Below are 23,145 nucleotides of genomic sequence, written 5' to 3'. Positions count from 1 at the left end.
GGCCTATATCGGCTGCTCGGTCTCCTCGTCCGTCGCGGGGTCGAGTCGTACGGCGAAGGAGCGGTCACCGACCAGGCAGGTAAAGCGGGTTGGGGCGGTGGGCCTCGCGCGGTGTGCGGTCAGCCAGGCGTGCGCGGCCGATACCGCGACGGCCGGGTCGAGATGTGCGATCCGGCCGCCTTCGCGGTGCGGCTCGACCTGGAGTACGTACGACTGCGTATGGCCGCGGACGGTGAGCAGGCACGGGCCGGACGGGCGCACGATCGCGGCCATGCGGCAGCCCGGGTACTCGGACAGGGTGTGCCGGGTCCAGCCGGCCGACGACCACAGCAGGTCGGTCGGAGCGGGGGGCCCGGGGGACGCGGGGGTCGCGGAGTACGGGACGGGGCGCCGGTAGAGCACGCCCGCGGAGCGGGTGAGCGCCTCGCTCGCGGCGCCGTGTTCCGCGGCCAGGTGGTGCCCGGGTGTCCCGGTGCCCAAGGGGCGACGCGCGATGCGGACCCCTTCGGGGGTGACCTCGGCGGCGACGTCGAACGCCGCGGGTGCGCGGGTCGCCGGGGTGGGCGGAGGCAGCGGCCGGGCAGGGGTGTCGAAGGGCGGAGGGGACAGCCCCAGGAGTACGTACAGTTCGGTGCGCAGCCGGCTCAGGGCTGCGCCTTGGTGGGCGAACGCCGCCTGGGCGGCGGCGTGACCGGTACCCGGCCGGTACGCCTTGAGTGCTTCCGTCAGCTCTTCCGTCAGCTCTTCCGCCGGCGCCCCCGCCAGCTCTTCCGGCAGCGCGTCGGCGTCGGCGTCGCCGGGGCCCAACTGCGGTATTCGGCGCAGGAGTACGTCCATCGGGCTGCCCGGGATCAGCTCCGAGCCGCCCCGTCCGACGCCGACGATGGGCCGGTCCTGCGCGGCGGCGTAGTAGAGAGCGGCGGAACCGTGGTCGGTGACCAGGGCGTCGGCGGCGATCAGGACGGAGGCCCACTCCTCGTGCGCGCCCGCGAGGATCATCCCCGCGTCGAGCGCCGGGGCGAGCAGCTCGGCCAACTCGTAACGGCCCAGCAGGCTCCGCTCGTTGGGGTGGACGATGAGAGCCAACTGGTACTCGTCGTGCGGGAGTTGGGCGGCGAGTCGGGCCGGCAGGTCCGGGTGTCGCCGCAGGAGGGACTCCTGTCCCCAGGTCGAGACGAGCGCGATGAGCTTGCGGTCGCCGGTGCGCAGGGCGGCACGGTAGCGGTCGCGGAGCGGGAGTGAGGCGAGGAGCCGGTCCAGCGTGGGGTCCCCGATCACCTTCGCCGTGCGGGTGGCCCGCGGCGCCACGGAGGACAGGCGGGCGAGCTGATCGGGGTGGGCCAGCGCGTGCAGCGCGGTCGGGGCGGCCGGGGCGGTCGGCATGGGCGGGTCGCTCGGCGCGGTCGGCGCGGTCGGTGTGGCGGTGTCCGCGCGCAGCAGGTACGCCGGGTCGAGTCCGGACGCCGAATCGGCCGAACCCTCGTCCGGGAGCGCCTTGTTGAAGCCGGCGCCGTGCGGCAGCAGGACGTGGGGGCCTCGCAGCAGACTCAGGTCGCCTTTGGGGCTCGCGGTGACCACCAGGTCGAACGAGCGGTCGCACGCCTCGCTCCACGGCAACGTACGGCCGCCGATCGTTTCGATGGCGGACAGCACGTCGACCCCGAAGTCGGAGCCCGGAATCAGCGTGAAGAGACGGGTGATCCGGTCGTCACCGGCGAAGACCGGGGCCACGTCGAGCAGTCGGTACAGGGCCACCGCGGACCGAGCGGCAAGAAGCACGGCCCGTCGCCCGTCGCCCGTCGCCCGTCGCCCGTCGCCCGTCGCCCGTCGCCCGTCGCCCGTCGCCCGTCGCCCGTCGCCCGTCGCCCGTAATCGTCCATTCTAGCGTCGAGCGGTGGGCGAGATGTGGTGTTTTCGCAGGTAGAGGGGGTTTCCTCGGCTTCCTCCGGCGACATGAGCCGATCGTACCGCGCATTGATCGGCGCCCCTGAGGACCGAGAGGATGGCGCCATGAGTGAATGGGGAGTCGCGCTGATCGCCGCGGGATCGGCGATCGCCGGCAGCATCGTCACCGGCTGGTACGGCCGCAGCGCGGGGCTCAGGCAGGCCGAGGCGGCGCGTCACGCGGGTGACCGGCAGGCCGACGCGCTGCTGGAGTCCGTCCGGCTCACGATCCGGTCCGAGCAGGTGCAGCGCGCGCTCGCCCAACGGCGCCAGATCTACGGGGAGTTCCTCGCCGCCGCGGAGGCGCGAGCCCTGACCGAGCGTACGGGGAGGGGTGGCCCCGACGACGAGGCCCTGCTCCGGCGGGCGCTGGGCGCGGTGGTCCTGGAAGGCCCGCCCGAGGCCGCCACCGCGGCTCGGCGGCTCGTCGACTCCTTGCGCCGCCACGAGGCGCCGGACGACGTCGAGCGGGCGAAGTCGGCCTTCGTGTCGGTGGCCCAGGGCCTGCTGAACGGCCCGGCGGCGGCCCCACCCCAGCCCTGAACGCCGGCCACCGCACCCCGAACACCACCGCACCCGAATGCCACCGCACTCCACTGGACGTCACCGCACCCCGAGCATCGACGCGCCCCGAACGCCACCGCCCCTCCGTCGACGATACGTCTCGCCCACTCAGAGCGAGAGCGGGGCACCTCCGATCAGAGCGGGGCGCTCCCGAAGCTCAGTTCGTTGCCCTCCGGGTCCTCGTACGTGGCCTTGCGGACGCCGTTCGCGTAGGTCTCCCGGGCCCTCGGGTGCACGCCTCGGGCCGTCGCCGCGGTGACCATCGCGTCCAGGTCGTCGATGAAGACCGTGTGCAGGGCGTGGCCCGCGTCTTCGGGGCGGTGTTCGATGAACAGCGACCGGTGTTTCGCGAGTTTCCAGACCGCCTCCTTGTCGTCGGCGACGAAGGCGGGTGGCGTGCCGAGGAGCCGTTCGTACCAGGTCAGCGCCGCCGCGAAGTCGTTCACGGGGATGCCTGCGAAGAGGTCGAGGGCCATGTCCTCATGGTAGGTCCGCGGGGCGGAGCGCGGGCAGCGTGGCGGTCGGGGGCCCGGTCCTGGCGGGCGGGGGGACCGCCAAGGGGGACGGGCGGGAGAAGGACTGGCGGCAGTGGTGGACCAGCTGCCGCAGCGCCGGGTTGTCCGCGGACGACCAGGCGAGCGACAGCACCGGCTCCGTGTGGATGTCCTCGATGGGGCGGGTCGTCAGCCGCGGGCGGTGCTGGGCGACCAGCGACTCGGAGAGGATCGCGACCCCAAGGCCGCGGATCGCCAGGTCGGCGATGGCGCTGGGCGCCCCCGCCTGGAACGCGATCTCCATGTGCACCCCCGCCGCCGCGCACGCGTCGTCGAACACCTTCCGCACCCCCGTGCCCGGCGGCAGGCTCACCACCGAGTGGTCCGCCAGTGCCTGGAGCGTCACGCGGGGTTCCTCGGTGAGCGGATGGCCGGCCGGCATCGCCGCGACCAGGGGCTCGCGGATGATCTCGTACGCCTCCAGGCCCGGCGGCGGCGTCCCCGGCGTGCTGACCAGGGCGAGGTCGGCGGTGCCTGCGCGCAGGCGTTCGACGAGGCGGTCGGAGGTGTCCTCAAGGAGGACGATCTCCACACCGGGGTGGCTGTGATGGAACGCGGACAGGGCGTCGAAGAGCGGCGTGACCGTGCATGCCGTCACCATGCCGACCACCAGCCGGCCCCGGATGAGGCCGTTCACCTCGTCCACCGCCTGGCGCACGGCGTCGGCGGCGGCCAGGGCCGCCCGCGCGTGCCGCAGGGCCGCCGATCCGGCGGGCGTGAGCCTGACGCTGCGGCCCGAGCGGTCGAACAGCGACGTGCCCAGATCATGCTCCAACTGCCTGACCTGGGCGCTCACCCCGGACTGGCTGATGTGTACGCGCTCGGCGGCCCGGGTGAAGTTCTCCTCTTCGGCCACCGCGACGAAGTATTCGAGCTGCCTGAGTTCCATGTCCCGTGATTCTAGTAATCGGGGGAGGCAGTTGTCGGAGTTCTTGTCTTTGTTCGTTCGGGCACACGGTAGAGCGGGCGGGGCGGCGCGGGGTTCCTTAGGGGATGTCTCGGGATCCCGTCAAGTCCCTCGTCGAAAATGGCGGGAAACCGGATGGTCGGTTCTTCCGTGACACCGAAAACGGTGGCCTCCGCTCGTACGTGAGCGGTAATTTGAGTGAACAACTAATACGGGATACGCGAGTACGTGGCTTATTCTGTGCATTTTTCTTGTGTCGTATCGGTTTGTGGCTAGAACAACCTGTGGGAATCAGCGATTCCAGTTTCGTTGGAGCGGCGGAGCACGTCGAGCGGACGGGCGGCTCTGATCAGGGGGCGACGGGGTCATGCATACGAGCGAGTCGACAGACGTTACAGAAGCCGAGAAAGGCCGGACGACGGCTGCCCGAACGGGGGTCGGAGCCGGGAGCGGGCGGCCGGGGGAGGGCCGGGATCCCGCGCCCAAGCCCTGGGACATCCGTGCGCACGATCTGCCCGTCGAACGCGTCCCCGTCGACCTGCTCTGGTCGGCCGACTCACCCCGCCTCGTCGGCGAGAACCTCGACCACGTCCGGGTCCTCGCCGAGTCCGGGGCCGACCTGCCGCCCATCCTGGTCCACCGGGCGACGATGCGGGTCATCGACGGCATGCACCGGCTGCGGGCGACCGCGCTGCGCGGGGAGCGGGAGATCGCCGTGCGGTTCCTCGACGGATACGAGTCGGACGTCTTCGTCGTCGCCGTGCGGGCCAACACCACGCACGGACTGCCGCTGACCCGGGCCGACCGCAACGCCGCGGCGACCCGCATCATCCACTCCCACCCGCACTGGTCCGACCGCATGATCGCCTCGTTCGCCGGCCTGTCGCCCAAGACGGTGGGGAGTCTGCGGCGGCGGCTCGGCGACGACCTGCCCGCGGCGCCCGTACGGATCGGCCGGGACGGCCGGGCCCGGCCCGTCGACGGCGCCGGGGCGCGCGCCACGACCGGCGACTTCATCCGGAACCATCCGGACGCGACGCTGCGGCAGATCGCCGGGGCCGCCGGAGTCTCCCGTTCCACCGCCCGCGACGTGCGCAGGAGGCTGGAGCGGGGCGACCTCGACCGGGTGGCGGCCGACCCCACTCCGACGTCGGCCGTACCGGCGCGGGTGGCCGCCGACCCCGCGGCCTCGTCGGCCGTGTCGGCGCGGGTGGCTGCCGACCCCGCCGACAAAGCGCCCGTGCCGTCGGCGGCCGCGGGAGGTGTCGCGCCGGGAGCCGTCGCGTCGATGGCCGCCGAGCTGATCCCGATCCTGAAGCGTGACCCCTCGATCCGCTTCACCGAGTCCGGGCGGCTGCTGCTGCGGCTGCTCGACGCGGCGACCCTCCCGCCGGACGAGTGGAACCGGCTCATCGAGAGCGTTCCGGCCCACTGCGTCGACCTGGTCGCCAACGTGGCCCGCGCCTGCGGCGAGGTCTGGTTCAGCGTCGCGCAGGAGGTCGACAGCCGCGCCTCACTGCGGTGAGTGTGCGCCCGCGGCTGGCGTCCGGGGCCCTCAGTCCCGTACCACCGTCTTCGTCCGCATCAGGAAGTCCGAGAGGTGCCCGTCGTGCGGCAGACCCGGGCGCATCCAGTGCGTCGGGTGGTCGCCCACGTACAGGTTGGCGATGGTCGGCTCGCCCAACAGGGCGTCCAGTAGGGGCTCCTGGGTTGTCAGGGCCGTGAGGACCAGGGTGTCCCGGAGTGGGGTGATGCCTTCCGCCGGGCGCCAGGGCGCCACCCACACGCAGGGGAAGGGCAGTTCGGCGCCCAGCTGCGGGGCGTCGGCGCGGTCGAGTTGGTGGACGGACGGGCGCAACACCGCGCTGCCGTCGCCCAGTTCGTCGGCGACCGTGTCCGCTCCCAGCCAGGCGCGGGCGCCGGCGGCGCGGCGGGACACGTAGTCGGCGATGGCCCGGGCGCCCGCGGCCGGCTGCACGGGCAGTACGGCCTTCGGGTGGTCCGGCGGGAGGCTCGGCAGGGCCGCGAACCGTTCGGCCAGCGCCTCGCACAGGGGCGTCGGGTCGCCCTCCACCAGGATCGCCGTCGTGTTCACGCAGCCCGTGCCACCGCGCCCGGCGACCGAGTCCACGAGGGTGTCGAGGTGGTCGCGCCAGTCGACGTCGGCCGTCACCAGGATCTTGGAGCGGCCCGGCCCCTGGAGCAGGACGGTGGGGTCCGCGCCGTACTTCCGTACGACGTCCTCGCCGCCGTAGACCAGGCCGAGGTCGGCGCCGCGCAGGACGTTGTCCGCGCCCGCGTGGTCGGTGGGAAGGAGCGTGATCTCGTCGTTCCCGAAGCCCGCCGTGCGCAGCGCCGTGACCAGCCGGTGCGGGGTGAACGGCTCGCGCCGGGAGGGCCGCACCGCGACGCGGAAGCCGAGCGCCAGCGCCTCGGGCCACAGGCTGTGGGTGCCGGGATGGTTGCCGGCCGCGTGCACGGCGAACACGTCGCCGCGCCGGGTGTGCACGGCCCGGCCCGCGGCGCGGGTCAGCGGGTCGCGCCAGTCGGTGACCGCGCCGGCGGGGCGCGCCTGGTCGAGGCCTGCGGCGAGGGAGCGGAGGCGTTCGGCGATGCGCTCGACGGCCGAGGAGACCTCGGTGATCGGCACGCCGCCGACACGGCTGACCAGGTGGCAGTAGTCCGGCACGGTCAGGCCCGCGACGGTGCCGGTGGCGAAGAGGTCGGCCGCGGCGGCGATCCGCCGCAGCCGTTCGGCGGGCGGCGCGGGGTGCGCGCGGCGCATCGTGGAGAGGGCGCGGCTCACGAACGGCGGTGGTACGAGGCTGAGTTCGGCCGCGACGGTGCCGGTGACGTCGGCGACCTGGAGGCGGTTCCTGGCGCGGAACGCGCCGCGGGGTCCGAGGGCGTCGAGCTGGACGGGTTCGGCGGCCGAGGGAACCGGACCGTTCCCCGGGCGAACCGGACCGCCTCCCTCCTCTACGGGCCCTACGGGCTCGCTGACCGGCGGCATCAGTAGACCCCCTCCACCACGTCCTCGTTCTCGAACCTGCTGACGGGCGCGATGTCGGCCACCGCGTCGCCGGGGCCGCCGTCGAGCGGCTCGACGCGGGTGGCGAGGTCGCGTTCGAGGTTGTTGGGCAGCAGGAACGACTTGCTGACGTGGCTGGCGACGACCCGGCCGCGCTCCCCGTACGGGACGGGGCGGAGCGTCTCGGGGTCGACGACCGAGAAGGTGACGTACGGACTCAGGGTGTCGAAGACGCAGGGGTCGTCGTCGCCGAGGCCCGGGCGCTCGCCGGCGAAGCCCAGGATCATCGTGCTGCCGTAATTACCGGAGAAGACGGTGTCGGGGAAGATCTCCGTGCGGTAGACGTGGCGGGAGTCGGGGTCGAGCTGCGTGCCGCCCCAACGGATCGCCCGTACCTTCTCGTTGATCAGCTCCACCAGCTCGTCGCGGCGCGCGATCCGCTCCAGGACCGGGGGCGTGACGGTGAGGACGCCGATGTTCTGCGAGCGCAGCACCTCCGCCGCCTGGTCGACGACGTGCTCGGCGTAGTCGTCGGCCTCGCCGCCGCGGCCCGTGGAGATCAGCCGCTTCACCCAGCGCGGGTCGAGGTCGAGGGTGAACCCGTGGGTGCCGTGCGTGGTCGCCGAGCCGCGGAAGAACTCGCCGACGATGTGCGGGCCGCTGGGGACGATTCCCAGCCAGTTTGCGCCCCGGGGGAAGCCGTGGGCGTCGAGTTGGTCGCTGGTCCACGCCAGCAGCCGGCGGCGCCAGTCGCCGAGCAGCACGACGCGTTTGGGGGCGCCGGTGGTGCCGCCGCTCTCGAAGACGCCCCGCACGTCGGGGTTCTCGCCGTATCCGCGCGGGATCAGGTCCTCGGCGGGGACGGTGCGCAGTTCGGCGGCGACATTGGGGAAACGTACGAGATCGGCGTGGGTCGCGATATCGGTGCGCGGGTCGAAGTCGAGGGACTTCGCGCGCTCCAGCCAGTAGGGCGAGCCGGTCTCGGGGCCGAAGTGCCATTCCATCGCGGCCCGCAGATAGGCGTCCGGGTCGGGGCGGGTGCCGGGCGGGAGGTCGAGGATCTCCCAGGTGTTCGACTTCATGGTGTCGTCGTCCTCTTCAAGGTGTCGTCGCCCGCCCGGCGTCGTCGCCCATTTCCCGGGTGCGGGTGGGGATAAGGGTGCGGGCGAGGGAAGGGATGCGGGCGAGGGGCGGGGCGAAAGGGAACGTCATGATTTCTGGTGACCGACGGTCTGTACGGCGGCGAATGCGGGGCCCAGGGCCTGGAGCGCGGCAAGTTCGTACTGCCCCTCCACCGTGCCCTCGGCCTCGAAGGTGGCGCGCACGTCGGGGGGCCGGCCGATGAGGGCCAGGGCGGCGTTCGGGGGCATCTCGTCGAGCGGGGGCCGCTCGTGTTCCCAGAGCATCATCGCGCCCCAGCGGTTCTGCTCGCGGTCGGCGAAGTAGATCTTCAGCCGCAGTCCGGGCACCTTCGTCCAGTGGTCCAGCGTGTTCTCTCGCAGGTGGGCGCGGAGCGAATCGATGGTCTGCGGGGTGCCGTCCAGGTGCCACCAGGCGACGTCGACCCTCATGGGGACACTCGCCGGATGAGCGCGCGGGGGGACGTTCCGTCAGGGCTCATGGGGGCCTCCTGCTTCGGGTCTGCGGTGCGGAGGAAGAAGGGGGATGTGAGCGTACGGGGGGCCCGGTGAAAAGGCGATGTGTTCTGTCCTGAAGTGATCTTCCGGGCGACTTCGGGCAGTGCTAGGCGCCACTCCGTGCGATGCGGCCCCGGCCGGGTCGGGGGAATGGATGGCGACCGAGGAATTCCTCAGTCGGCAGGCCCCGGAGCAGGCCGCCCCGAAGTCGACCGCATCGAGTCAACCACCGCCGCCCACCAGATCCATTGCTTCTGGTTGCCAGAACTAAAGGGAGTTGGACTTGCCACTTGCGCGCGGCCAAGCTTGACGGTGCTGGAAATCAGCTCTGAACGAGAGGCCCCCCTGTGTCCGAGTACGAGAAGGCTTACCAGCCGGAAGACATTACGCGTCTGTTCGTCGAGCGCGCCAACAAGGGTGACGCGGCCGGCGTCGCGGAGCTCTACGCGGAGGACGCGGTCGTCGCCTTCCCGCCCGGGCAGATCACCCAGGGCCGCGAAGCCATCCGCAAGATCTGGGAGATGGCGATGACGCGGAACCCCCACTTCGAGCCGGAGGAGCCGCTGCCCACGCTGATCAACGGCGACATCGCGCTCACCTCCACCCCGCCGAAGGACGGCACGGGCGCCCGCGCCCAGGTCGTGCGCCGCCAGCCCGACGGCTCGTGGCTGCGCGTCATCGACCAGCCCGAGTTCGTCCAGCCCAAGTAGGCCCGGTCCAAGCCCAGTAGGCCCAAAACGTGTGGGGGAGAGCAGTCATGGCCAAGCGATGGTGGACGTTGGTGGTCGTCTCCGCGGCGACCTTCATGATCCTGCTGGACGCCACCATCGTCACCGTCGTGCTGCCGCAGATCCAGAGCGGGCTCGACACCAGCTTCGCGGACGCGCAGTGGGTGGTCGACGCCTACTCACTGACGCTCGCCGCGATGCTGCTGGTCGGCGGCTCGCTGGCCGACCGCTTCGGCTACCGCAAGCTGTTCCTGGTGGGCCTCGGCGTCTTCACCGTCAGCTCGCTGCTCTGCGGCGTCTCCTCCACACCGCTGATGCTGATCCTCTCCCGCGCCGCGCAGGGCATCGGCGGCTCCGTCATGTACGCCACGTCGCTCGCGCTGCTCGCCCGGAACTTCACCGGCAAGGAGCGGGGCGTCGCCTTCGGCGTCTGGGGCGCGGTGACGGGCATCGCGACCGGACTCGGGCCCGTCTTCGGCGGGCTGATCGCCAGCAACATCAGCTGGCGCGGCATCTTCCTCGTCAACGTCCCCATCGGTCTCCTCGCGATCCTGGTGACGCTGCGGAAGGTCGACGAGGCGCCGGTGCGCGGCCGGCTCCGCCTCGACTGGCCGGGCTTCGTCCTCTTCACGAGCGGACTCGTCGCCCTGATCTACGGTCTGATCCGGGCCGGCGAGACCGAGTGGGGCAACACCGACGTCGTGGTCTGGCTGTGCGCGGCCGGCGTGCTCCTCGTCGCCTTCCTGATCGTGGAACTCCGGTCGTCCCAGCCGCTGTTCGACCTGTCGCTGTTCCGCACGCCGACCTTCGTCGGCGGTTCGATCGCCGCGTTCACGATGAACGGCTCGCTGTTCGCGATGCTGCTCTACCTCGTGCTCTATCTGCAGAACGGCCTCGGGTACTCCGTCCTGGAGTCCAGCGTGCGGCTGCTGGTGATCAGCATGTGCGCCCTGGTCGCGTCGACCGTCGCCGGACGGCTGAGCAGCCGGCTGCCGGTGAAGTGGCTCATCGGACCCGGCCTCCTCCTGGTCGGCGTCGGCCTGCTCCTCATGTCCGGCAACGACGCGTCGAGCAGCTGGACGCACCTCATCCCCGGCTTCGTCGTGGCGGGCCTCGGCAGCGGTGTGGTGAACCCGCCGCTCGCCTCCACCGCCGTCGGCGTCGTCACCCCGGACCGGTCGGGCGCCGCGTCGGGCATGAACATCACCTTCCGCCAGGTGGGCATGGCCGCGAGCATCCCCGTCCTGGGCTCCATCTTCACGGCGACGCTGCACGACGACGTCGTACGCAATCTGTCGGCCGTCCCCGACCTCGCGGGCAGCGCCCCTGGCGTCGCCGCCGCCGTCGAGCACGGCGACGTCTCCGGTCTCGGCGACAGCGTGCCGCCGGGTATGCGGGACGAGGTGGCGACCGCCCTGCACTCCGGGTACGCGAGCGCGCTGAACGACCTGCTGGTCATCACGGGCGTGGTGGCCCTGGTCGGTGCGGTGTTCGCCTTCTTCCTCATCCGCGCCAAGGACTTCCTGGCCGCCAAGCCGCCGCCGCCCCGGGACGCGGACGTCGAGACGGGCGAGCCGCAGCCTGTGAAGTGACGACGCGTCAAGTCCCGTACAGATAGCGCGGATTCCGCGCCAGTACTACGTGGCGCTCCGGTCCTGGATGCGGTCGAGCGCGTGCTGGATGACCGCCTGCGCCGCCGGGTCGATCGTCCGGTCGTCCGGCCACGCCAGATACAGCCGCCCGTGCAGCTCCGGGTCGCGGAACGGGATCAGCCGCAGCTCGGCGCCGGCCGACCGGACGGCGCCCCGCGGCAGGATCGCCACCCCTGAACCGCGCGCCGCCATGTCCACGAGCACCTGCGGATCGCTGGCGGAGAAGGCGACGGGCGCGTCGATGCCGGCCGTGGCGAGCGAGGTGTCGAGTCGGTGCCGGGTGCCGCTGTCGGTCGGCAGCGAGATCAGCTGACGGCCCGCGAGCTCCTTGAGCAACAGGGCGTCGCGCCCGCCGAGTTCGTCGTCCGCGCGCACCACCGCGACGAGCGGGTCGGCGCGGATGACCTCGGTGCGCAGGAAGCTCGGGGGTTCCCCGGCCATGCCGAGGAACGCCATGTCGAGTTCGCCGTCCTTCAGCGCGTCGACGAGGTCGTCGGTGCCGCCCTGCCGCAGCGCGATCTCCACCGCCGGGTGGTCCGCCTGGAACTCGGCGAGCATGCCGGGCACGTCGAGCGAGGCCACCACCGTCACCATGCCGACGTGCACCCTGCCCCGCAGCAGCCCCGCCACCTGGTCGACGGCGAGCCGGGCGTTGCGCACCGCGTCCAGCGCGGCCTTCGCGTGCGGGAGCAGTGCCTCGCCCACGGCGGTGGGGCGGACCGTGCGCCCTGACCGGTCGAGCAGTTCGTAACCGAGTTCTCGCTCCAGGCGGCGGATCTGGGCGCTCACGCCCGGCTGGGTGACGTGGACCCGGGCCGCCGCTCTGGTGAAGTTGCCGTCCTCGACGACGGCGACGAAGTACTCGAGTTGACGTATCTCCATAACTGACCGATCTAGGCTTCAGTACGAACAGATATTGGACGCCCGGTAAACGCCGGGACAATACTGACGGGGTCGGTCGGTGGCCCATTTCAAGAGATCCCTTCAGGAATCTCTTTCATGGCTCGCTCGTCATTGCCCGAGCGCCACGTATGGAATTTCGCTGCCTGGCGTATTGATTTGTGCTGCCTGATTCGTGCTGCCAAAAATTTTCTGAGGAACTTTACAGCAGCGCCGTCGCGCTGTGAAGAGTTCGGCCGTCGTACGTCCACTGAGGGGAGTCAGCCATGGGAACCACCGGAGTTGGAGGCGTCGATTCCGCAGGCACGGTCATCTGGGTGACCGGGCTTGCCGAGGCCGGCAAGACGACGGTCGCCCGCGCACTCGTCCGCCAGCTGCTCCAGCGCGGGCAGCAGCCCATCCTCCTCGACGGGAACCAGGTGCGGACCGCGCTCGGCATGACCCACGGGTTCGACCGCGAGAGCCGGATCAAGGCGTCCATGACGTACGGCCGCCTCTCGCGGCTGCTCGCGGAGCAGGGACACGTCGTCGTGGTCGCCACGATCTCGCTGTTCCACGAGGTGCAGCGGTGGAACAGGGAGAACCAGCCCGACTACTTCGAGGTGCTCCTCGACGTGCCGGTCGAAGAACTCAAGCGGCGCGACAGCAAGGGCGTCTACAGCGGGAACGACGACAAGGACATCGTCGGAATAGGGCAGTCCGCGGAGTTCCCGACGGCACCCGATCTCGTCGTCACCAACTACGGGGACGTCGACCCGAAGGCTGCCGCGACCATGATTCGACTGGCGCACGAGCAGCGTATGCCCTCGGCCGTGGCGTGAGCTTTCGGTAAAGGCTTTTCCGGTTCAGTTTTTCGGTGTTTCAGTGAGGCATAAAAGGAGCCGTACCCCGTATGACGACGTCGACGAAGCTCAAGCACGGAGATTTCACCGACCTGGCGAAGGACTACTCGAAATACCGCGAGGGGTACGCGACCTCGGTGCGGGACGCGCTGATCGGCCTGGTGGGCCGGCCCGCGGGTGAGCTGGACGCGGTGGACGTCGGCGCCGGCACGGGCCTGTGGACCCGCATCGTGGCGGACGGCGGCTTCCGCTCGGTCACCGCGGTCGAGCCGAACGACAACATGCGGGCCGAGGGCATCTCGGACTCCGAGGGCTACTCGATCTCCTGGCGGGCCGGACAGGGCGAGAAGACCGGCCTGCCGGACGGGTCGGCCGACCTGATCAGCATGGCGTCGTCGTTCCACTGGGTCGACTTCGAGGTGGGCACCGCGGAGTTCTGCCGGGTGCTGCGCCCGGGCGGCTGGTTCGTCGCGCTCTACAACCCGCGGCTGATCGAGGTGAACCCGATCCTCGTGGACATCGAGAACGAGCTCAAGCGCCTCATGGGGGAGCGTAAGCGGATCACCTCCGCCCACCCCCAGATGATCAAGGAGCTGTCGGACAAGTTCAACGCGAGCCCGCTCTTCGACGACGTCGTCGTCCTGGAGGGCCGACACTCCGTCGAGCAGAGCGTCGACCACTACATCGGCCTGTGGCAGTCGGTGAACGACGTGCGGGTCCAGCTCGGCGACGCCGGGTTCGAGAAGTTCCTCGACTTCATCCGGGAGCGCATCGCGGGCCTGGACAAGCTGGAGGTCACCTATCTGACCAGGGCGGTCGCGGCGCGCGCCAAGAAGTGAGCGAGCCGTCCCCCACCCTCGCCGGGCCCCACCCCCCTTCCCCCTCCCCATCGCCTTCGCTCCGACGTCCCCGGTCGCGGGGAGAGACAGGATGTGTGACATGACCGAGGACTCCGTCCGGGAAAAACTCCGTCCGGACGAGCTGGCCCGGCGCAGTGCGCGTCTGCTCGGTGAGCGCGACATCGTCGTGGCCGGGGACCCGGGGTCCGGGCAGGCGCTCGTGGCCAACATCGTGCACGAGCTCGGCTTCGAGTACCTCGACCCGTACGTCGAGTCGCCCGACGAGCGGGACGGCGCCGCGCAGGCCGTCGAGACCCAACTGGAGTACTACCGCAAGCGGTTGGCGGCGACGTCGGAGCGCGACCACGCGAGTGGCACGGACGCGGGCGGCCCTGACAGGGGCGGCCCTGACGCGAAGCGGTTCATCAAGACCCACTTCTACCCCGAGGTGTTCGCCGACTCCGCGGTGAACAGCGCGATCCTCGTGGTGCGGGACCCGCGCGACACGATCTACTCGTCGTACAAGTGGTTCTCCTCCTTCGGCGGCTCGTGGATACCGGACGCCGCGGACATGATCGGGAAGCTCACGTACCCCGACTTCCTCGACCGGGTCAGGCTCGGTGACGGCGAGCCGTCGATCCCCGGCTGGGCGCGGTTCTACCGGAGTTGGCTGGAGGCGGCGCCGGAGTTCTCGAAGTTCGCGGTGGTGCGGTTCGAGGACCTGAAGTCGCACCCGGTCGGCGCGATCACCGCGATGCTCGCCGCGCTCGGGCTCGCGGTGCCGCCGGAGGTGGTCGCGCGGGCCGCCGAGCGCAGCTCCTTCAAGGCGATGCGCGCCCGCGAGGACGCGGCGTCCGCGGATGAGGGCGAGACCACGAAGAACGCCCGCATCATGCGGCGCGGTCAGGTGGGCGAGTGGCGCGAGTGGATCGGCGAGGGCGACCTGGCCGAACGCTTCGCCCACCCGGCCCTCACGGCGACGGCGGCGCGTTTCGGGTACGAGGCGACACCGACGGCGTAGGCCGCGGGAGCGGCAGCAGCTAGCAAGAGGCAGACGGCAGGAGGGGGCCAGGTCACGCGAGTACGGCGTGACCCGGCCCCCTCCTGCCGCTCTGTGGTTACGAGGCGTCCCGGCCGGGGAGCGATCGGACATGGTCGAATCAGCGGCGTCAGCCGCGCTCCCCGCACCGGCTGAAGCCGAACCCGCGTCCCCCGAAGCGGTCGCCGCCCGGCACGGACTCGAACCCCTCCCCGTCGAGGGTGGCCTGTACCGCCGCACCTGGACAGGGCCACCGGGCGTCGGCGGGCGCCCCGCCGGGTCGGCGATCATCGTGCTCCTGACCACCATCCCCGGCGACTTCTCCGCCCTGCACCGGCTGCCCACCGACGAGGTCTGGCACTTCTACGAGGGTGACGCGCTGGAGCTGCTGCTCCTCGCGCCCGACGGCACCGACCGCACGGCCGTCCTCGGCGCCGGGGGACAGGTGCAGCTGGTGGTGCCGGCCGGGACGTGGATGGGGGCGAGGGTCGGTTCCGGCGGACGGTACGGGTGGACGCTGTTCGGGACGACCATGGCCCCGGGGTTCGTCCCCGAGGACTACGAGGGCGGCGACGCCGAGGAGTTGAGCGCGCGCTACCCGGAACGCGCCCAGACCATCAGGGAGTTGTGCCGCTCTGGGTCGCCCCTGCGGATGCCCTCCGGGGAGGACGACCCCGATGCCTGACGAGACGACGTCCCTGATGCGTGACGAGACGCCGACCCCGATGCGTGACGAGACGCTGCCGGGGTTGCCCGGGCGGGTCGCCCTGGTCACCGGGGCGAGCGGCGGCATCGGTGCCGGGGTCGCCCTGCGGTTCGCCCAGGCGGGCGCCGCGGTCGTCGTCCACCATCGCACCGGCGGCCGGCGCGCCGAGGAGCTGGCCGGACGGATCGTGGCGGCGGGCGGTGACGCCGTCGCCGTACCGGCGGACCTGACCCGCGAGGACGAGTGCCGGCGCCTCGTCGAGACGGCGTACTCCTGGCGGGGTCGGCTTGACGCGCTGGTCAACGCCGCGGGGATCCAGCCGGTGCGGGAGCTGGCCGGCATGACGGCCGCCCAGTGGCGGGAGCTGTCGGAGGCGAACGTGACGAGTGCGTTCTGCTGCACGCAGGCCGCGGTGGAGCGGATGGCCGGTCAGGACGGCGGCGGTACGGTCACGCACATCGCGTCCATCGAGGGCTCGCGCCCCTCGCCGGGCCATGCGCACTACAGCGCGTCGAAGGCGGCCCTGATCATGTTCGCCCGCTCGGCGGCCCTGGAGTACGGGCCGCGCGGCATCCGCGTCAACAGCGTCTCGCCGGGCCTGATCGACCGGCCGGGACTCGCCGACGACTGGCCCGAGGGGGTGGAGCGGTGGGGCCGGGCGGCGCCCCTCGGCCGGCTTGGCCGCCCCGAGGACATCGGCAGCGCCTGCGTGTTCCTGGCCTCGGACGCGGCGTCGTGGATCACGGGCACGGACCTGGTGGTGGACGGCGGGGTGGGGGCGCGGCCCACCTGGTAGGGCGCGGCCGACCTGGTAGGACGCGGCCGACCTGGTAGGCCGTGTGCTCGCCCCCGATCCGTCGCGGACCCCGCCGCCCCACGCTCAGGTGAGGCGGGCGAGCCAGGTGCGCAGGGCCGCGTTGAACTCGTCGGGGCGTTCCAGGTTCGGCAGGTGGGCCGCCGATTCCACGATGTGCAGCACGGAGTCGGGGAGCGCGGCGTGCATGGCTTCGGCGTCGGAGACCGGCGTGTACGTGTCGTCCCGGCCCACGACGACCAGGGACGGCACCTCGACGCGGGTCAACAGGTCCTGGTAGTCGGGGCGTTCGGCCCGCCCGCGCAGGGCCGCAGCCGCGCCCTCCGGCGGGGCGGCCATCATCATGCGGTGGACGTACGCGGACGCCTCCGTGTTGTACGGGGCCACCATCTTGTCCCGCACCTCGTCCGCATACCCCTTCATGCCCTCGGCGAGGAGCCGGTCGGCGAGGGCGTTGCGGGCGGCCTTGCTCTGCGGTGTCTCGGCCGCGGGGAAGGTGTCCGCGAGGAGCAGGCCCGTGATGCGCTCCGGGAAGAGGCGGTAGCACTCCATCGCGATCTGCCCGCCCATGGAGAGGCCGCCGAGCGCGAACTCCCGTACGCCCAGGTGGTCCAGGAGGGCGGCGACGTCCTCGGCGAACCGGGCGAACGCGGTGGTGCCGGGCACGACGCCGGACTCCCCGTAGCCGCGCAGGTCGGGGGTGATGACGCGGTGCGTGGCGGCGAGGGCGGCGCGCTGCGGGGCCCACATGGAGCGGTCGAAGGGGTGGCCGTGGAGGAGGACGAGGGGAGTGGGCGCGGGGGTCGGGGTGACCGGGGTGTTCTCGTCGTCGTAGCCGATGGTGATGCCGTTGAGCTGCGCGGTTGCCATGAGGGGAGGCTAGGCGGGGTCAACTCCGCGGTGCAATAGGATCTTTGCTCTCGGTGCAATGTGCGCGGGGCGTTGCGGGTGCGGGTGCGGGCGCGGGTACGGACGACGTGGGGGCGGGTATGGCCGGGCGGGACGACTACCGGCGCGTCGCCGACGACGTGGCCAGGGAGATCGAGGCGGGGACGTTGCGCGCCGGGGACCAGCTGCCGCCGCAGCGGCTCTTCGCCCGGCGCCGGCGGATCGCCAACTCGACGGCCATCCGCGTGTACGGCGAGCTCGCGCGGCGCGGACTCGTCGTCGGCGAGGTCGGCCGCGGCACCTTCGTACGGGCCGCCGCCCCGCACCCCGGTGGCGCCGCCCTGACCGAGGGGCCTGCGGCGGGTCCGCCCGCGCCTCCCGTCGTCAACCTCGAACTCAACTACCCGTTCGTGGCAGGCCAGTCGGAGCTCATGAGCCGGGCGCTCGCGCCGCTGCTGCGGCCCGACGTGTTGCTGGAGGCGACCCGGACCGCCGCGCCCGACGGCACGCCGCAGGCGCGGGACGCCGCCGCCTCCGTGCTCGCGCGCGGCGGCTGGCGGCCGGAGCCCGAACGCGTGCTGTTCGCGGGGAACAGCCGGCAGGCCATCGCCGCCGCGCTCTCCTCGCTGGCCCGCCCCGGCGACCGTGTCGGCGTCGAAGAGGTGACGTATCCGCTGGTCAAGGCGGTGGCCGCGCAGCTCGGGCTGCGGCTCGTGCCGGTCGCCATGGACGAGCAGGGCATGCTGCCCGGCGCGCTCGCCGACGCTCACCGGAAGGCGTCCCTCAGCTGTGTCTACGTACAGCCGACCCTGCAGAATCCGCTGTCGGTGACGGCGGGGGAGTCGCGGCGGCAGCAACTGGTGGATGTGGTCGAGGAGTTGAGGATCGCCGTCGTGGAGGACGGGACGTGGGGGTTCCTCGCGCCGGACGCGCCGGCGCCGCTCGCCGCGCGGCTGCCGGACCGTGTCGTCTTCCTCGACAGCCTCTCCAAGCGGCTCGCGCCCGGCCTCACCGTCGGCATGCTCGCCGCCCCGCCCGGCCACCTGGACGCCCTCGCGCACGCTCTGCGGTCTGGGGCGTGGACGGCGGGGGCGTTCAATCTGGCGGCGCTGGTGCGGTGGGCGGGGGACGGAGCGGGGGGCGGGATCCTGGCGACGCTGGCCTCGGCCAAGCGCGCCGACGCGGCCGTGCGGCACGGCATCGTCCGGGAGCGGCTGATCGACGCGGGGGCGCGGGGGCGGTTCCGTACCGACCCTCGGTCCTATTACTGCTGGTGGGAGCTGCCGGCGCCCTGGCGTGCCGAGACGTTCGTCGGGGCGGCGGCGGAACGGGGCATCGCCGTCACGCCCGGCTCGGCCTTCGCCGTGACCGGCCACGGGGTGCCGGGCGCCGTGCGGATCGGGCTCGCGTCGCCACCGCCGGAGGTGCTGGCCGGGGCGTTGGGGGTGTTGGCGGAGATTTCGCAGGCGGGCCGGGCGCGTGCGGTTTCGGGGGCGGGTCCGTCTTGATGGTCCGTCTTGGGGGTCCGTCTTGAGGGGCCGTCTTGAGGGTCCATCTTGAGGGGGACGCGGGGTACGACTTCTGTCTCCAGGCGTACGGGGGGTTTCGTTCTGCGGCTGTACGTAATCCGGCGCGCGAGGCCGAAGACTGGTGCCATGCCTCTGAACAAGAAGAAGGCCGATGCGGCCGGTGCCGACAGCAGGAAGGCCGGCATCGTCGTCTTCACCGTGGCCGGATGCCTGGTCGCCGCGGGAGCCGTCGCCGTCGCGGGGCCCGCGCTGAAGAACAGCGCGCTGATGCCGGACGCCGTCAGTGAGCACGTCTTCAAGGAGAAGACGAAGTCCTTCGCCACGGCGTCCGCCGCGCCGACCAAGGGCGACCTGGCGTTCGTCCTGCCCGCGTGGATCCCGGACGACGCCCGGAACGTCAAGGTCAAGGTGAAGACGACCGGAGGGGCGAAGCTGATCCGCTACACGCTCGTCGGGCGGGACCGCGACGGGCGTACGGGGCGGGGCGCGGACTGCGGTGCCGACGCGCCCCGGGTCGGCGGGCCGGACCTCGACGCGTCCTGGTGGCCGGACCGCACGCCGTCGCGCTCTCGTACGGACTGCGGCGACCTGCACACGTACCGGGTGGCGGTCGACGGTGACACCGTCTACGCCTGGACCAACGGGGAGGTCTCCCCGGGCGCAGGGGAGGCCGAGGCGAAGGGTGGCGGGGCCGGGGGCGGGGCCCCGGGCGGGACTGGGGGCGGGGCCCCGGGCGGGGCGGGGGGTTCCTGAGGTGGTCCGCCGGCCACTTATGAGGATCCTGTCAGGCCCGCGTGCGGATCCCTTTCGTCCCTCCTGAACCAGGCCCGGTCAGGCCTATCCTCAACGCCATGTGCGCTTTTGTCCTGGTCGCGGAGGACGACGAGAAGCAGGCCGAGCTGGTCCGCCGCTATCTGGAGCGCGACGGCCACGCGGTCGCCGTCGTCCACGACGGTTCCGCCGCGCTCGACGCGGTGCGGCGCAGACCGCCGGATCTGCTGATCCTCGACGTGATGATGCCCGGCACGGACGGCCTGGAGGTCACCCGGTTCCTGCGGAACGCGGACGGGCCGCCCGAGCTGACCCGGCTGCCGATCCTGATGCTCACCGCCCGCACCACGGAGGACGACCTGCTCCTCGGCCTCGACCTCGGCGCCGACGACTACCTCACCAAGCCGTACAGCCCGCGCGAGCTGATGGCCCGGGTGCGGACGCTGCTGCGCCGCGCGGGCGGCGTCCATCCGCCGCTGCCCGACGCCGACCGGCGGATCCTGCGCGTCGCGGGTCTCGTCGTCGACCCGGTGCGGCACGAGGTGACGGTGGACGGGCGGCACGTGGAGTGCACACCGGGGGAGTTCGACCTGCTGAGCGTGCTCGCGGCGGAGCCGGACCGGGTCTTCACGCGCCCTCAGCTCCTCGACCGGATCCACGGTTCGTCCGGTTACATATCCGTGCGCACGGTCGACGTGCACGTCTTGAACCTCCGCAAGAAGATCGAGGCCGACCCACGCCGTCCGGACCGCCTCGTGACGGTGTTCGGGGTGGGGTACAAGGTGGCGAGCGGGGCGGGTGGCCCGGGGGACCCGGGGGGTCGGGGGGATCTGCGCCGGGGTGACCTGCGCGGGGGCGGCGGGGGCCGGGGCGACCAGCACGGGGGCGACCAGCGCCGGGGTGACCTGTGCGGGGACGGCCGGGGTCGGGGTGACCAGCAGCGGGGTGACCTGCGCGGGGACGGCCGAGGCCGGGGCGACCAGCGCCGGGGTGACCTGCGCCAGGATGACCTGCCCAGGGGCGGTCTGAAGGGCGCGGGCGCACCCGTCGCCCGTACGGTTCCCGCGGGCGGGGCGGCGGCGCGACGTGGCGCGTGACATCCCGCTCCGCAAGTCCCTGCTGGCCCGGCTGCTCGCCGTCTCCGTCCTGGTCTCCGTCGGCTCGATCGCCGCGACGGCGTGGCTCGCGGCGCAGACGACGTCCGGCGCCCTGCGCCAGGAGCAGGGGCAGGTCCTCGCCGACGACGCCCGCATCTACGACAAGCTCATCGGCATCGGCGCGAGCGCCCCGGAGTGGCGGGGCGCCGACGAGGCCGTCCGTGAACTGTCCCGTCGTACCGGCCGCCGCATCGCCCTCACCACCCAGGACCGCAGGGTCATCGCGGACTCGGCGGCACCCCGACGCCCGGGATCACCGACGGCCGCCCACGACGGGGAGGGCGGCAAGGGTGGGAGCGGCTCGGACAAGGGCGGCCCGGGGAAGGGCGGCACCGGCAAGACGGAGGGCCCGAGCACGTCGGACGACCCGAGCACGTCGGACGATCCGAGCACGTCGGACGACCCGCACAAGTCGAGCGGTACGAACACGGCGGACGGTACGGGCAAGTCGGGCACCGGCAAGACCGACGGAGCCGACAAGTCGAACGGCGCCGGTGGGTCGGCCGGCCCCAGCAAGGCGGACTGGGCCGGTAAATCGAACGGCACCAGCAAGTCCGACGGCGTCGGCAAGTCGGATCGCACCGGCAAGTCGAACGACACCCGCAAGTCCGACGGCGTCGGCAAGTCGGACCGCACCCGCAAGTCGAACGAAACCCGCAAGTCCAACGCCCCCGCCCCCGCCCCGCACACCTCCCTCCCCCCGACCCCCTCCGCCGTCCTCGACCCGCTCGCCGTCGACTCGATGCTGGCCCCGGGACGTACGGACGGTGGCGCGGGCCCGGACGCCACCGCCGCCGACCGCATCGACCCGCGCGCGGTCGGGCCCTACCGCCTCACCGAGGCGGAACGCACCCGGCTCCGGCAGGCCGCCGACCGGAGCGCGGCCTGCCTGTCCGAGCTGGGCGCGGCCCCCGAGGTCGTCGTCGGCCCGAGCGGCCGCCCCACCGTCCAGGTGGAACACGATCTCGGCGACTACCTCAAGGCCAGCTGCCGTATGCCGCCGCTCGACCTCCCCACCACGACCGAGCAGAAGGCGCTCAAGAAGCTCAACTCCCTCTCCGACGCGTGCATGAAGCGGCACGGACTCCCCGCCGTCCCGGTGGGCCTCGACCTGAGTGGGCGGAGCGGGCCGCGTCCGGTCGGCACCGTCGTACCGACGACCGGGGCCATGGAGCCCTACGCGGACCCGACCTCCGACCCAGGGGCCGACCCTGACTCCCCGTCCGACCCCGTACGGGGCTCCGCCGAGCGCCCACCCCGCACCCCACCCGATATAGACACCGGCACCGACACCGGCCCCGGCCCCGGCACCGGCACCGGCACCGCGTCCCGCGCCACCAGGACGCGAGGTTCCGCTCCGGCCGCCACGACCGCCGCCGCCACCGCCGCCGCGTCCTGCGTCGACACCGCGCGCCGCGAACAGCTCGGCCCGTACGTCTCCGCGCCCGCCCTGCTCTTCATCACCGCGTCCGACGGCACCCGGAGCACGCCCGGCTTCAGCCTCTCGCGGGACAACACCGTGCGCCTGGCCGGGCTCGCCGCGGCCGTGCTGGCCGTTACCGTCGCCGTCACCGCGCTCGCCGCGACCCGGCTCACCCGGCCGCTGCGCGCGCTCACCGCCGCGACATGGCGCATGAAGACGGGTGAGGCCGGCGCCCCGGTCCCCGAACGGGCCACCCGGTCCGCGGGCGAGATCAGTCAACTGGCCGCCGCCTTCAATGACATGGCGGCTCACCGCAAGGCCCTGGAGGAACAGCGCAAGGCGATGGTCAGCGACGTCGCGCACGAGCTGCGCACCCCGCTGTCCAACATCCGCGGATGGCTGGAGGCCGCGGAGGACGGCGTCGTCGAGACCGACCCGGAGCTGGTCACCTCGCTCCTCGAAGAGGCCCTGCTGCTCCAGCACATCGTCGACGACCTGCAGGACCTGGCGGCCGTCGACGCCGGCACGCTCCGGCTGCACCGCGAGCCCGTGCACGCCGCCGACATCGCCGAACAGGTCGCCGCGGCGCACCAGGCGCGGGCGGACTCCGCGGGCGTACGGCTGCGCGCCACCGCGTACGGGGATCCGCTGGTGTCGGCCGATCCGCTGCGGCTGCGCCAGGCGATCGGCAACCTCGTCTCCAACGCCGTCCGCCACACCCCTCGCGGCGGCAGCGTCCGCATCAGCTGCCGCACCACGGCCGACGGCGTGCTGATCGAGGTCGCCGACACCGGCACCGGCATCGACGCCGCCGACCTGCCGCACGTCTTCGACCGGTTCTGGCGCGCCGACAAGTCGCGGACCCGCGCGACGGGCGGCAGCGGCCTCGGTCTGTCCATCGTGCGGAAGCTGGTGGAGGCGCACGAGGGCACGGTGACCGCACAGAGCGTGCCGGGCAAGGGCTCACTGTTCACGGTGCGGCTGCCGGAGGCGTGCGGGCGAGACGGCGCGGCGCCGTGACCGCACAGGGAGACGAGGCCGCACAGGGAGACGTGACCGCACAGGGACACGGGGCCGCGCAGGGACGCGGGGCCGCGCAGGATTACGTGAAGACGTAGAGGCACGGAAACGGCGGGGTGGAGATGGCGTAGAAGAAAACCGGCGCCCCGCCGACGCCCGATTGCCGCCGCGCGCACCACTTCGAGGAGAGCCTGCGGCTG

20 protein-coding genes and 1 pseudogene are annotated in these 23,145 nt (G+C 72.5%); 13 read left to right on the top strand and 8 right to left on the bottom strand.

What is annotated here, in order from left to right; all coding sequences use genetic code 11:
* Positions 1-3: 3 nt before the first annotated feature.
* Positions 4-1,779 (bottom strand): translation initiation factor 2, encoded by a 1,776-nt coding sequence (locus tag ACFYO9_RS26415; protein ID WP_358778689.1) that lies wholly within the window; start codon positions 1,777-1,779, stop codon positions 4-6.
* A 231-nt stretch (positions 1,780-2,010) separates the two neighbouring features.
* On the opposite strand from ACFYO9_RS26415, the gene ACFYO9_RS26410 reads away from it, so the two are divergent.
* Positions 2,011-2,487, top strand: coding sequence for a hypothetical protein (locus ACFYO9_RS26410; protein WP_358778690.1), 477 nt, complete (start codon positions 2,011-2,013; stop codon positions 2,485-2,487).
* 155 nt (positions 2,488-2,642) lie between these two features.
* Here the strand turns inward: ACFYO9_RS26410 and ACFYO9_RS26405 are convergent, their stop codons facing one another.
* On the bottom strand, positions 2,643-2,984 hold the full coding sequence (locus ACFYO9_RS26405) for a VOC family protein (protein WP_358778691.1): 342 nt from the start codon (positions 2,982-2,984) through the stop codon (positions 2,643-2,645).
* A gap of 4 nt (positions 2,985-2,988) precedes the next feature.
* Positions 2,989-3,951 carry a LysR family transcriptional regulator gene (locus tag ACFYO9_RS26400; RefSeq protein WP_355811005.1) on the bottom strand — a complete coding sequence of 321 codons (963 nt, stop codon included), beginning with the start codon at positions 3,949-3,951 and terminating at the stop codon, positions 2,989-2,991.
* 385 nt (positions 3,952-4,336) lie between these two features.
* Here ACFYO9_RS26400 and ACFYO9_RS26395 point away from each other — a divergent pair, with 385 nt between their 5' ends.
* Complete coding sequence (locus ACFYO9_RS26395; protein ID WP_358778692.1) at positions 4,337-5,494, top strand: ParB/RepB/Spo0J family partition protein; 1,158 nt, start codon at positions 4,337-4,339, stop codon at positions 5,492-5,494.
* A 30-nt stretch (positions 5,495-5,524) separates the two neighbouring features.
* Here ACFYO9_RS26395 and ACFYO9_RS26390 read toward each other — a convergent pair whose 3' ends face one another.
* The 3 genes from ACFYO9_RS26390 to ACFYO9_RS26380 form a co-directional block, all read right to left on the bottom strand.
* Positions 5,525-6,982: an aldehyde dehydrogenase family protein gene (locus ACFYO9_RS26390; protein ID WP_358778693.1), complete on the bottom strand. Its 1,458-nt coding sequence runs from the start codon at positions 6,980-6,982 to the stop codon at positions 5,525-5,527.
* Positions 6,982-8,082: a phenazine antibiotic biosynthesis protein gene (locus ACFYO9_RS26385; RefSeq protein ID WP_358778694.1), complete on the bottom strand. Its 1,101-nt coding sequence runs from the start codon at positions 8,080-8,082 to the stop codon at positions 6,982-6,984. The genes ACFYO9_RS26390 and ACFYO9_RS26385 overlap by 1 nt, the downstream gene beginning before the upstream one ends.
* 126 nt (positions 8,083-8,208) lie before the next feature.
* Positions 8,209-8,571, bottom strand: coding sequence for a hypothetical protein (locus ACFYO9_RS26380; RefSeq protein WP_355811015.1), 363 nt, complete (start codon positions 8,569-8,571; stop codon positions 8,209-8,211).
* Positions 8,572-8,984: 413 nt separating this feature from the next.
* Between ACFYO9_RS26380 and ACFYO9_RS26375 the strand changes: the two genes are divergently transcribed.
* Together ACFYO9_RS26375 and ACFYO9_RS26370 are read left to right on the top strand one after the other, a co-directional pair.
* Positions 8,985-9,347: a nuclear transport factor 2 family protein gene (locus ACFYO9_RS26375; protein WP_355811018.1), complete on the top strand. Its 363-nt coding sequence runs from the start codon at positions 8,985-8,987 to the stop codon at positions 9,345-9,347.
* Between the two features lie 47 nt (positions 9,348-9,394).
* Positions 9,395-10,957, top strand: a complete 1,563-nt coding sequence (locus tag ACFYO9_RS26370) for an MFS transporter (protein ID WP_358778695.1) — start codon at positions 9,395-9,397, stop codon at positions 10,955-10,957.
* A gap of 45 nt (positions 10,958-11,002) precedes the next feature.
* On the opposite strand, the gene ACFYO9_RS26365 is transcribed toward ACFYO9_RS26370, so the two are convergent.
* Complete coding sequence (locus ACFYO9_RS26365) at positions 11,003-11,899, bottom strand: LysR family transcriptional regulator (RefSeq protein ID WP_358778696.1); 897 nt, start codon at positions 11,897-11,899, stop codon at positions 11,003-11,005.
* A 284-nt stretch (positions 11,900-12,183) separates the two neighbouring features.
* Between ACFYO9_RS26365 and ACFYO9_RS26360 the strand changes: the two genes are divergently transcribed.
* The 5 genes from ACFYO9_RS26360 to ACFYO9_RS26340 all read left to right on the top strand — a co-directional run bounded on the left by ACFYO9_RS26360 (position 12,184) and on the right by ACFYO9_RS26340 (position 16,139).
* Positions 12,184-12,738 (top strand): adenylyl-sulfate kinase, encoded by a 555-nt coding sequence (locus ACFYO9_RS26360; RefSeq protein WP_355811026.1) that lies wholly within the window; start codon positions 12,184-12,186, stop codon positions 12,736-12,738.
* Between the two features lie 71 nt (positions 12,739-12,809).
* Complete coding sequence (locus ACFYO9_RS26355) at positions 12,810-13,598, top strand: class I SAM-dependent methyltransferase (protein ID WP_355811029.1); 789 nt, start codon at positions 12,810-12,812, stop codon at positions 13,596-13,598.
* A 100-nt stretch (positions 13,599-13,698) separates the two neighbouring features.
* Positions 13,699-14,619, top strand: a complete 921-nt coding sequence (locus tag ACFYO9_RS26350) for a sulfotransferase domain-containing protein (RefSeq protein ID WP_355811031.1) — start codon at positions 13,699-13,701, stop codon at positions 14,617-14,619.
* 130 nt (positions 14,620-14,749) lie between these two features.
* On the top strand, positions 14,750-15,322 hold the full coding sequence (locus ACFYO9_RS26345; RefSeq protein ID WP_358778697.1) for a cupin domain-containing protein: 573 nt from the start codon (positions 14,750-14,752) through the stop codon (positions 15,320-15,322).
* 40 nt (positions 15,323-15,362) lie between these two features.
* On the top strand, positions 15,363-16,139 hold the full coding sequence (locus tag ACFYO9_RS26340; protein WP_358778711.1) for a glucose 1-dehydrogenase: 777 nt from the start codon (positions 15,363-15,365) through the stop codon (positions 16,137-16,139).
* 84 nt (positions 16,140-16,223) lie between these two features.
* Here ACFYO9_RS26340 and ACFYO9_RS26335 read toward each other — a convergent pair whose 3' ends face one another.
* Positions 16,224-17,027: an alpha/beta fold hydrolase gene (locus ACFYO9_RS26335; RefSeq protein WP_358778698.1), complete on the bottom strand. Its 804-nt coding sequence runs from the start codon at positions 17,025-17,027 to the stop codon at positions 16,224-16,226.
* Between the two features lie 119 nt (positions 17,028-17,146).
* Here ACFYO9_RS26335 and ACFYO9_RS26330 point away from each other — a divergent pair, with 119 nt between their 5' ends.
* The 4 genes and pseudogenes from ACFYO9_RS26330 (at position 17,147) to ACFYO9_RS26315 (ending at position 22,945) form a co-directional block, all read left to right on the top strand.
* Positions 17,147-18,553 (top strand): PLP-dependent aminotransferase family protein, encoded by a 1,407-nt coding sequence (locus ACFYO9_RS26330; protein WP_358778699.1) that lies wholly within the window; start codon positions 17,147-17,149, stop codon positions 18,551-18,553.
* Between the two features lie 147 nt (positions 18,554-18,700).
* Complete coding sequence (locus ACFYO9_RS26325) at positions 18,701-19,327, top strand: hypothetical protein (RefSeq protein ID WP_355811040.1); 627 nt, start codon at positions 18,701-18,703, stop codon at positions 19,325-19,327.
* Positions 19,328-19,425: 98 nt separating this feature from the next.
* Positions 19,426-20,142: pseudogene (locus ACFYO9_RS26320) on the top strand (response regulator transcription factor); the annotation flags it as partial.
* A gap of 289 nt (positions 20,143-20,431) precedes the next feature.
* Entirely contained in the window at positions 20,432-22,945 is a 2,514-nt protein-coding gene (locus ACFYO9_RS26315; protein WP_358778700.1) for an ATP-binding protein, read from the top strand.
* Positions 22,946-23,145: the final 200 nt, after the last annotated feature.

Source organism: Streptomyces sp. NPDC005863 (assembly GCF_042871345.1).
Taxonomy (GTDB): Bacteria; Actinomycetota; Actinomycetes; order Streptomycetales; family Streptomycetaceae; genus Streptomyces.
Note: the sequence above shows the minus strand (reverse complement) of the source record. Positions and strands in the feature narration are given on the sequence as shown.

Coding starts and splice junctions, on each gene's coding strand:
- ACFYO9_RS26410 (WP_358778690.1), top strand. CDS start 2,011: ATGAGTGAATGGGGAGTCGCGCTGATCGCCGCGGGATCGGCGATCGCC.
- ACFYO9_RS26405 (WP_358778691.1), bottom strand. CDS start 2,984: ATGGCCCTCGACCTCTTCGCAGGCATCCCCGTGAACGACTTCGCGGCG.
- ACFYO9_RS26400 (WP_355811005.1), bottom strand. CDS start 3,951: ATGGAACTCAGGCAGCTCGAATACTTCGTCGCGGTGGCCGAAGAGGAG.
- ACFYO9_RS26395 (WP_358778692.1), top strand. CDS start 4,337: ATGCATACGAGCGAGTCGACAGACGTTACAGAAGCCGAGAAAGGCCGG.
- ACFYO9_RS26390 (WP_358778693.1), bottom strand. CDS start 6,982: ATGCCGCCGGTCAGCGAGCCCGTAGGGCCCGTAGAGGAGGGAGGCGGT.
- ACFYO9_RS26385 (WP_358778694.1), bottom strand. CDS start 8,082: ATGAAGTCGAACACCTGGGAGATCCTCGACCTCCCGCCCGGCACCCGC.
- ACFYO9_RS26380 (WP_355811015.1), bottom strand. CDS start 8,571: ATGAGGGTCGACGTCGCCTGGTGGCACCTGGACGGCACCCCGCAGACC.
- ACFYO9_RS26370 (WP_358778695.1), top strand. CDS start 9,395: ATGGCCAAGCGATGGTGGACGTTGGTGGTCGTCTCCGCGGCGACCTTC.
- ACFYO9_RS26365 (WP_358778696.1), bottom strand. CDS start 11,899: ATGGAGATACGTCAACTCGAGTACTTCGTCGCCGTCGTCGAGGACGGC.
- ACFYO9_RS26360 (WP_355811026.1), top strand. CDS start 12,184: ATGGGAACCACCGGAGTTGGAGGCGTCGATTCCGCAGGCACGGTCATC.
- ACFYO9_RS26355 (WP_355811029.1), top strand. CDS start 12,810: ATGACGACGTCGACGAAGCTCAAGCACGGAGATTTCACCGACCTGGCG.
- ACFYO9_RS26350 (WP_355811031.1), top strand. CDS start 13,699: ATGACCGAGGACTCCGTCCGGGAAAAACTCCGTCCGGACGAGCTGGCC.
- ACFYO9_RS26345 (WP_358778697.1), top strand. CDS start 14,750: ATGGTCGAATCAGCGGCGTCAGCCGCGCTCCCCGCACCGGCTGAAGCC.
- ACFYO9_RS26340 (WP_358778711.1), top strand. CDS start 15,363: ATGCGTGACGAGACGCTGCCGGGGTTGCCCGGGCGGGTCGCCCTGGTC.
- ACFYO9_RS26335 (WP_358778698.1), bottom strand. CDS start 17,027: ATGGCAACCGCGCAGCTCAACGGCATCACCATCGGCTACGACGACGAG.
- ACFYO9_RS26330 (WP_358778699.1), top strand. CDS start 17,147: ATGGCCGGGCGGGACGACTACCGGCGCGTCGCCGACGACGTGGCCAGG.
- ACFYO9_RS26325 (WP_355811040.1), top strand. CDS start 18,701: ATGCCTCTGAACAAGAAGAAGGCCGATGCGGCCGGTGCCGACAGCAGG.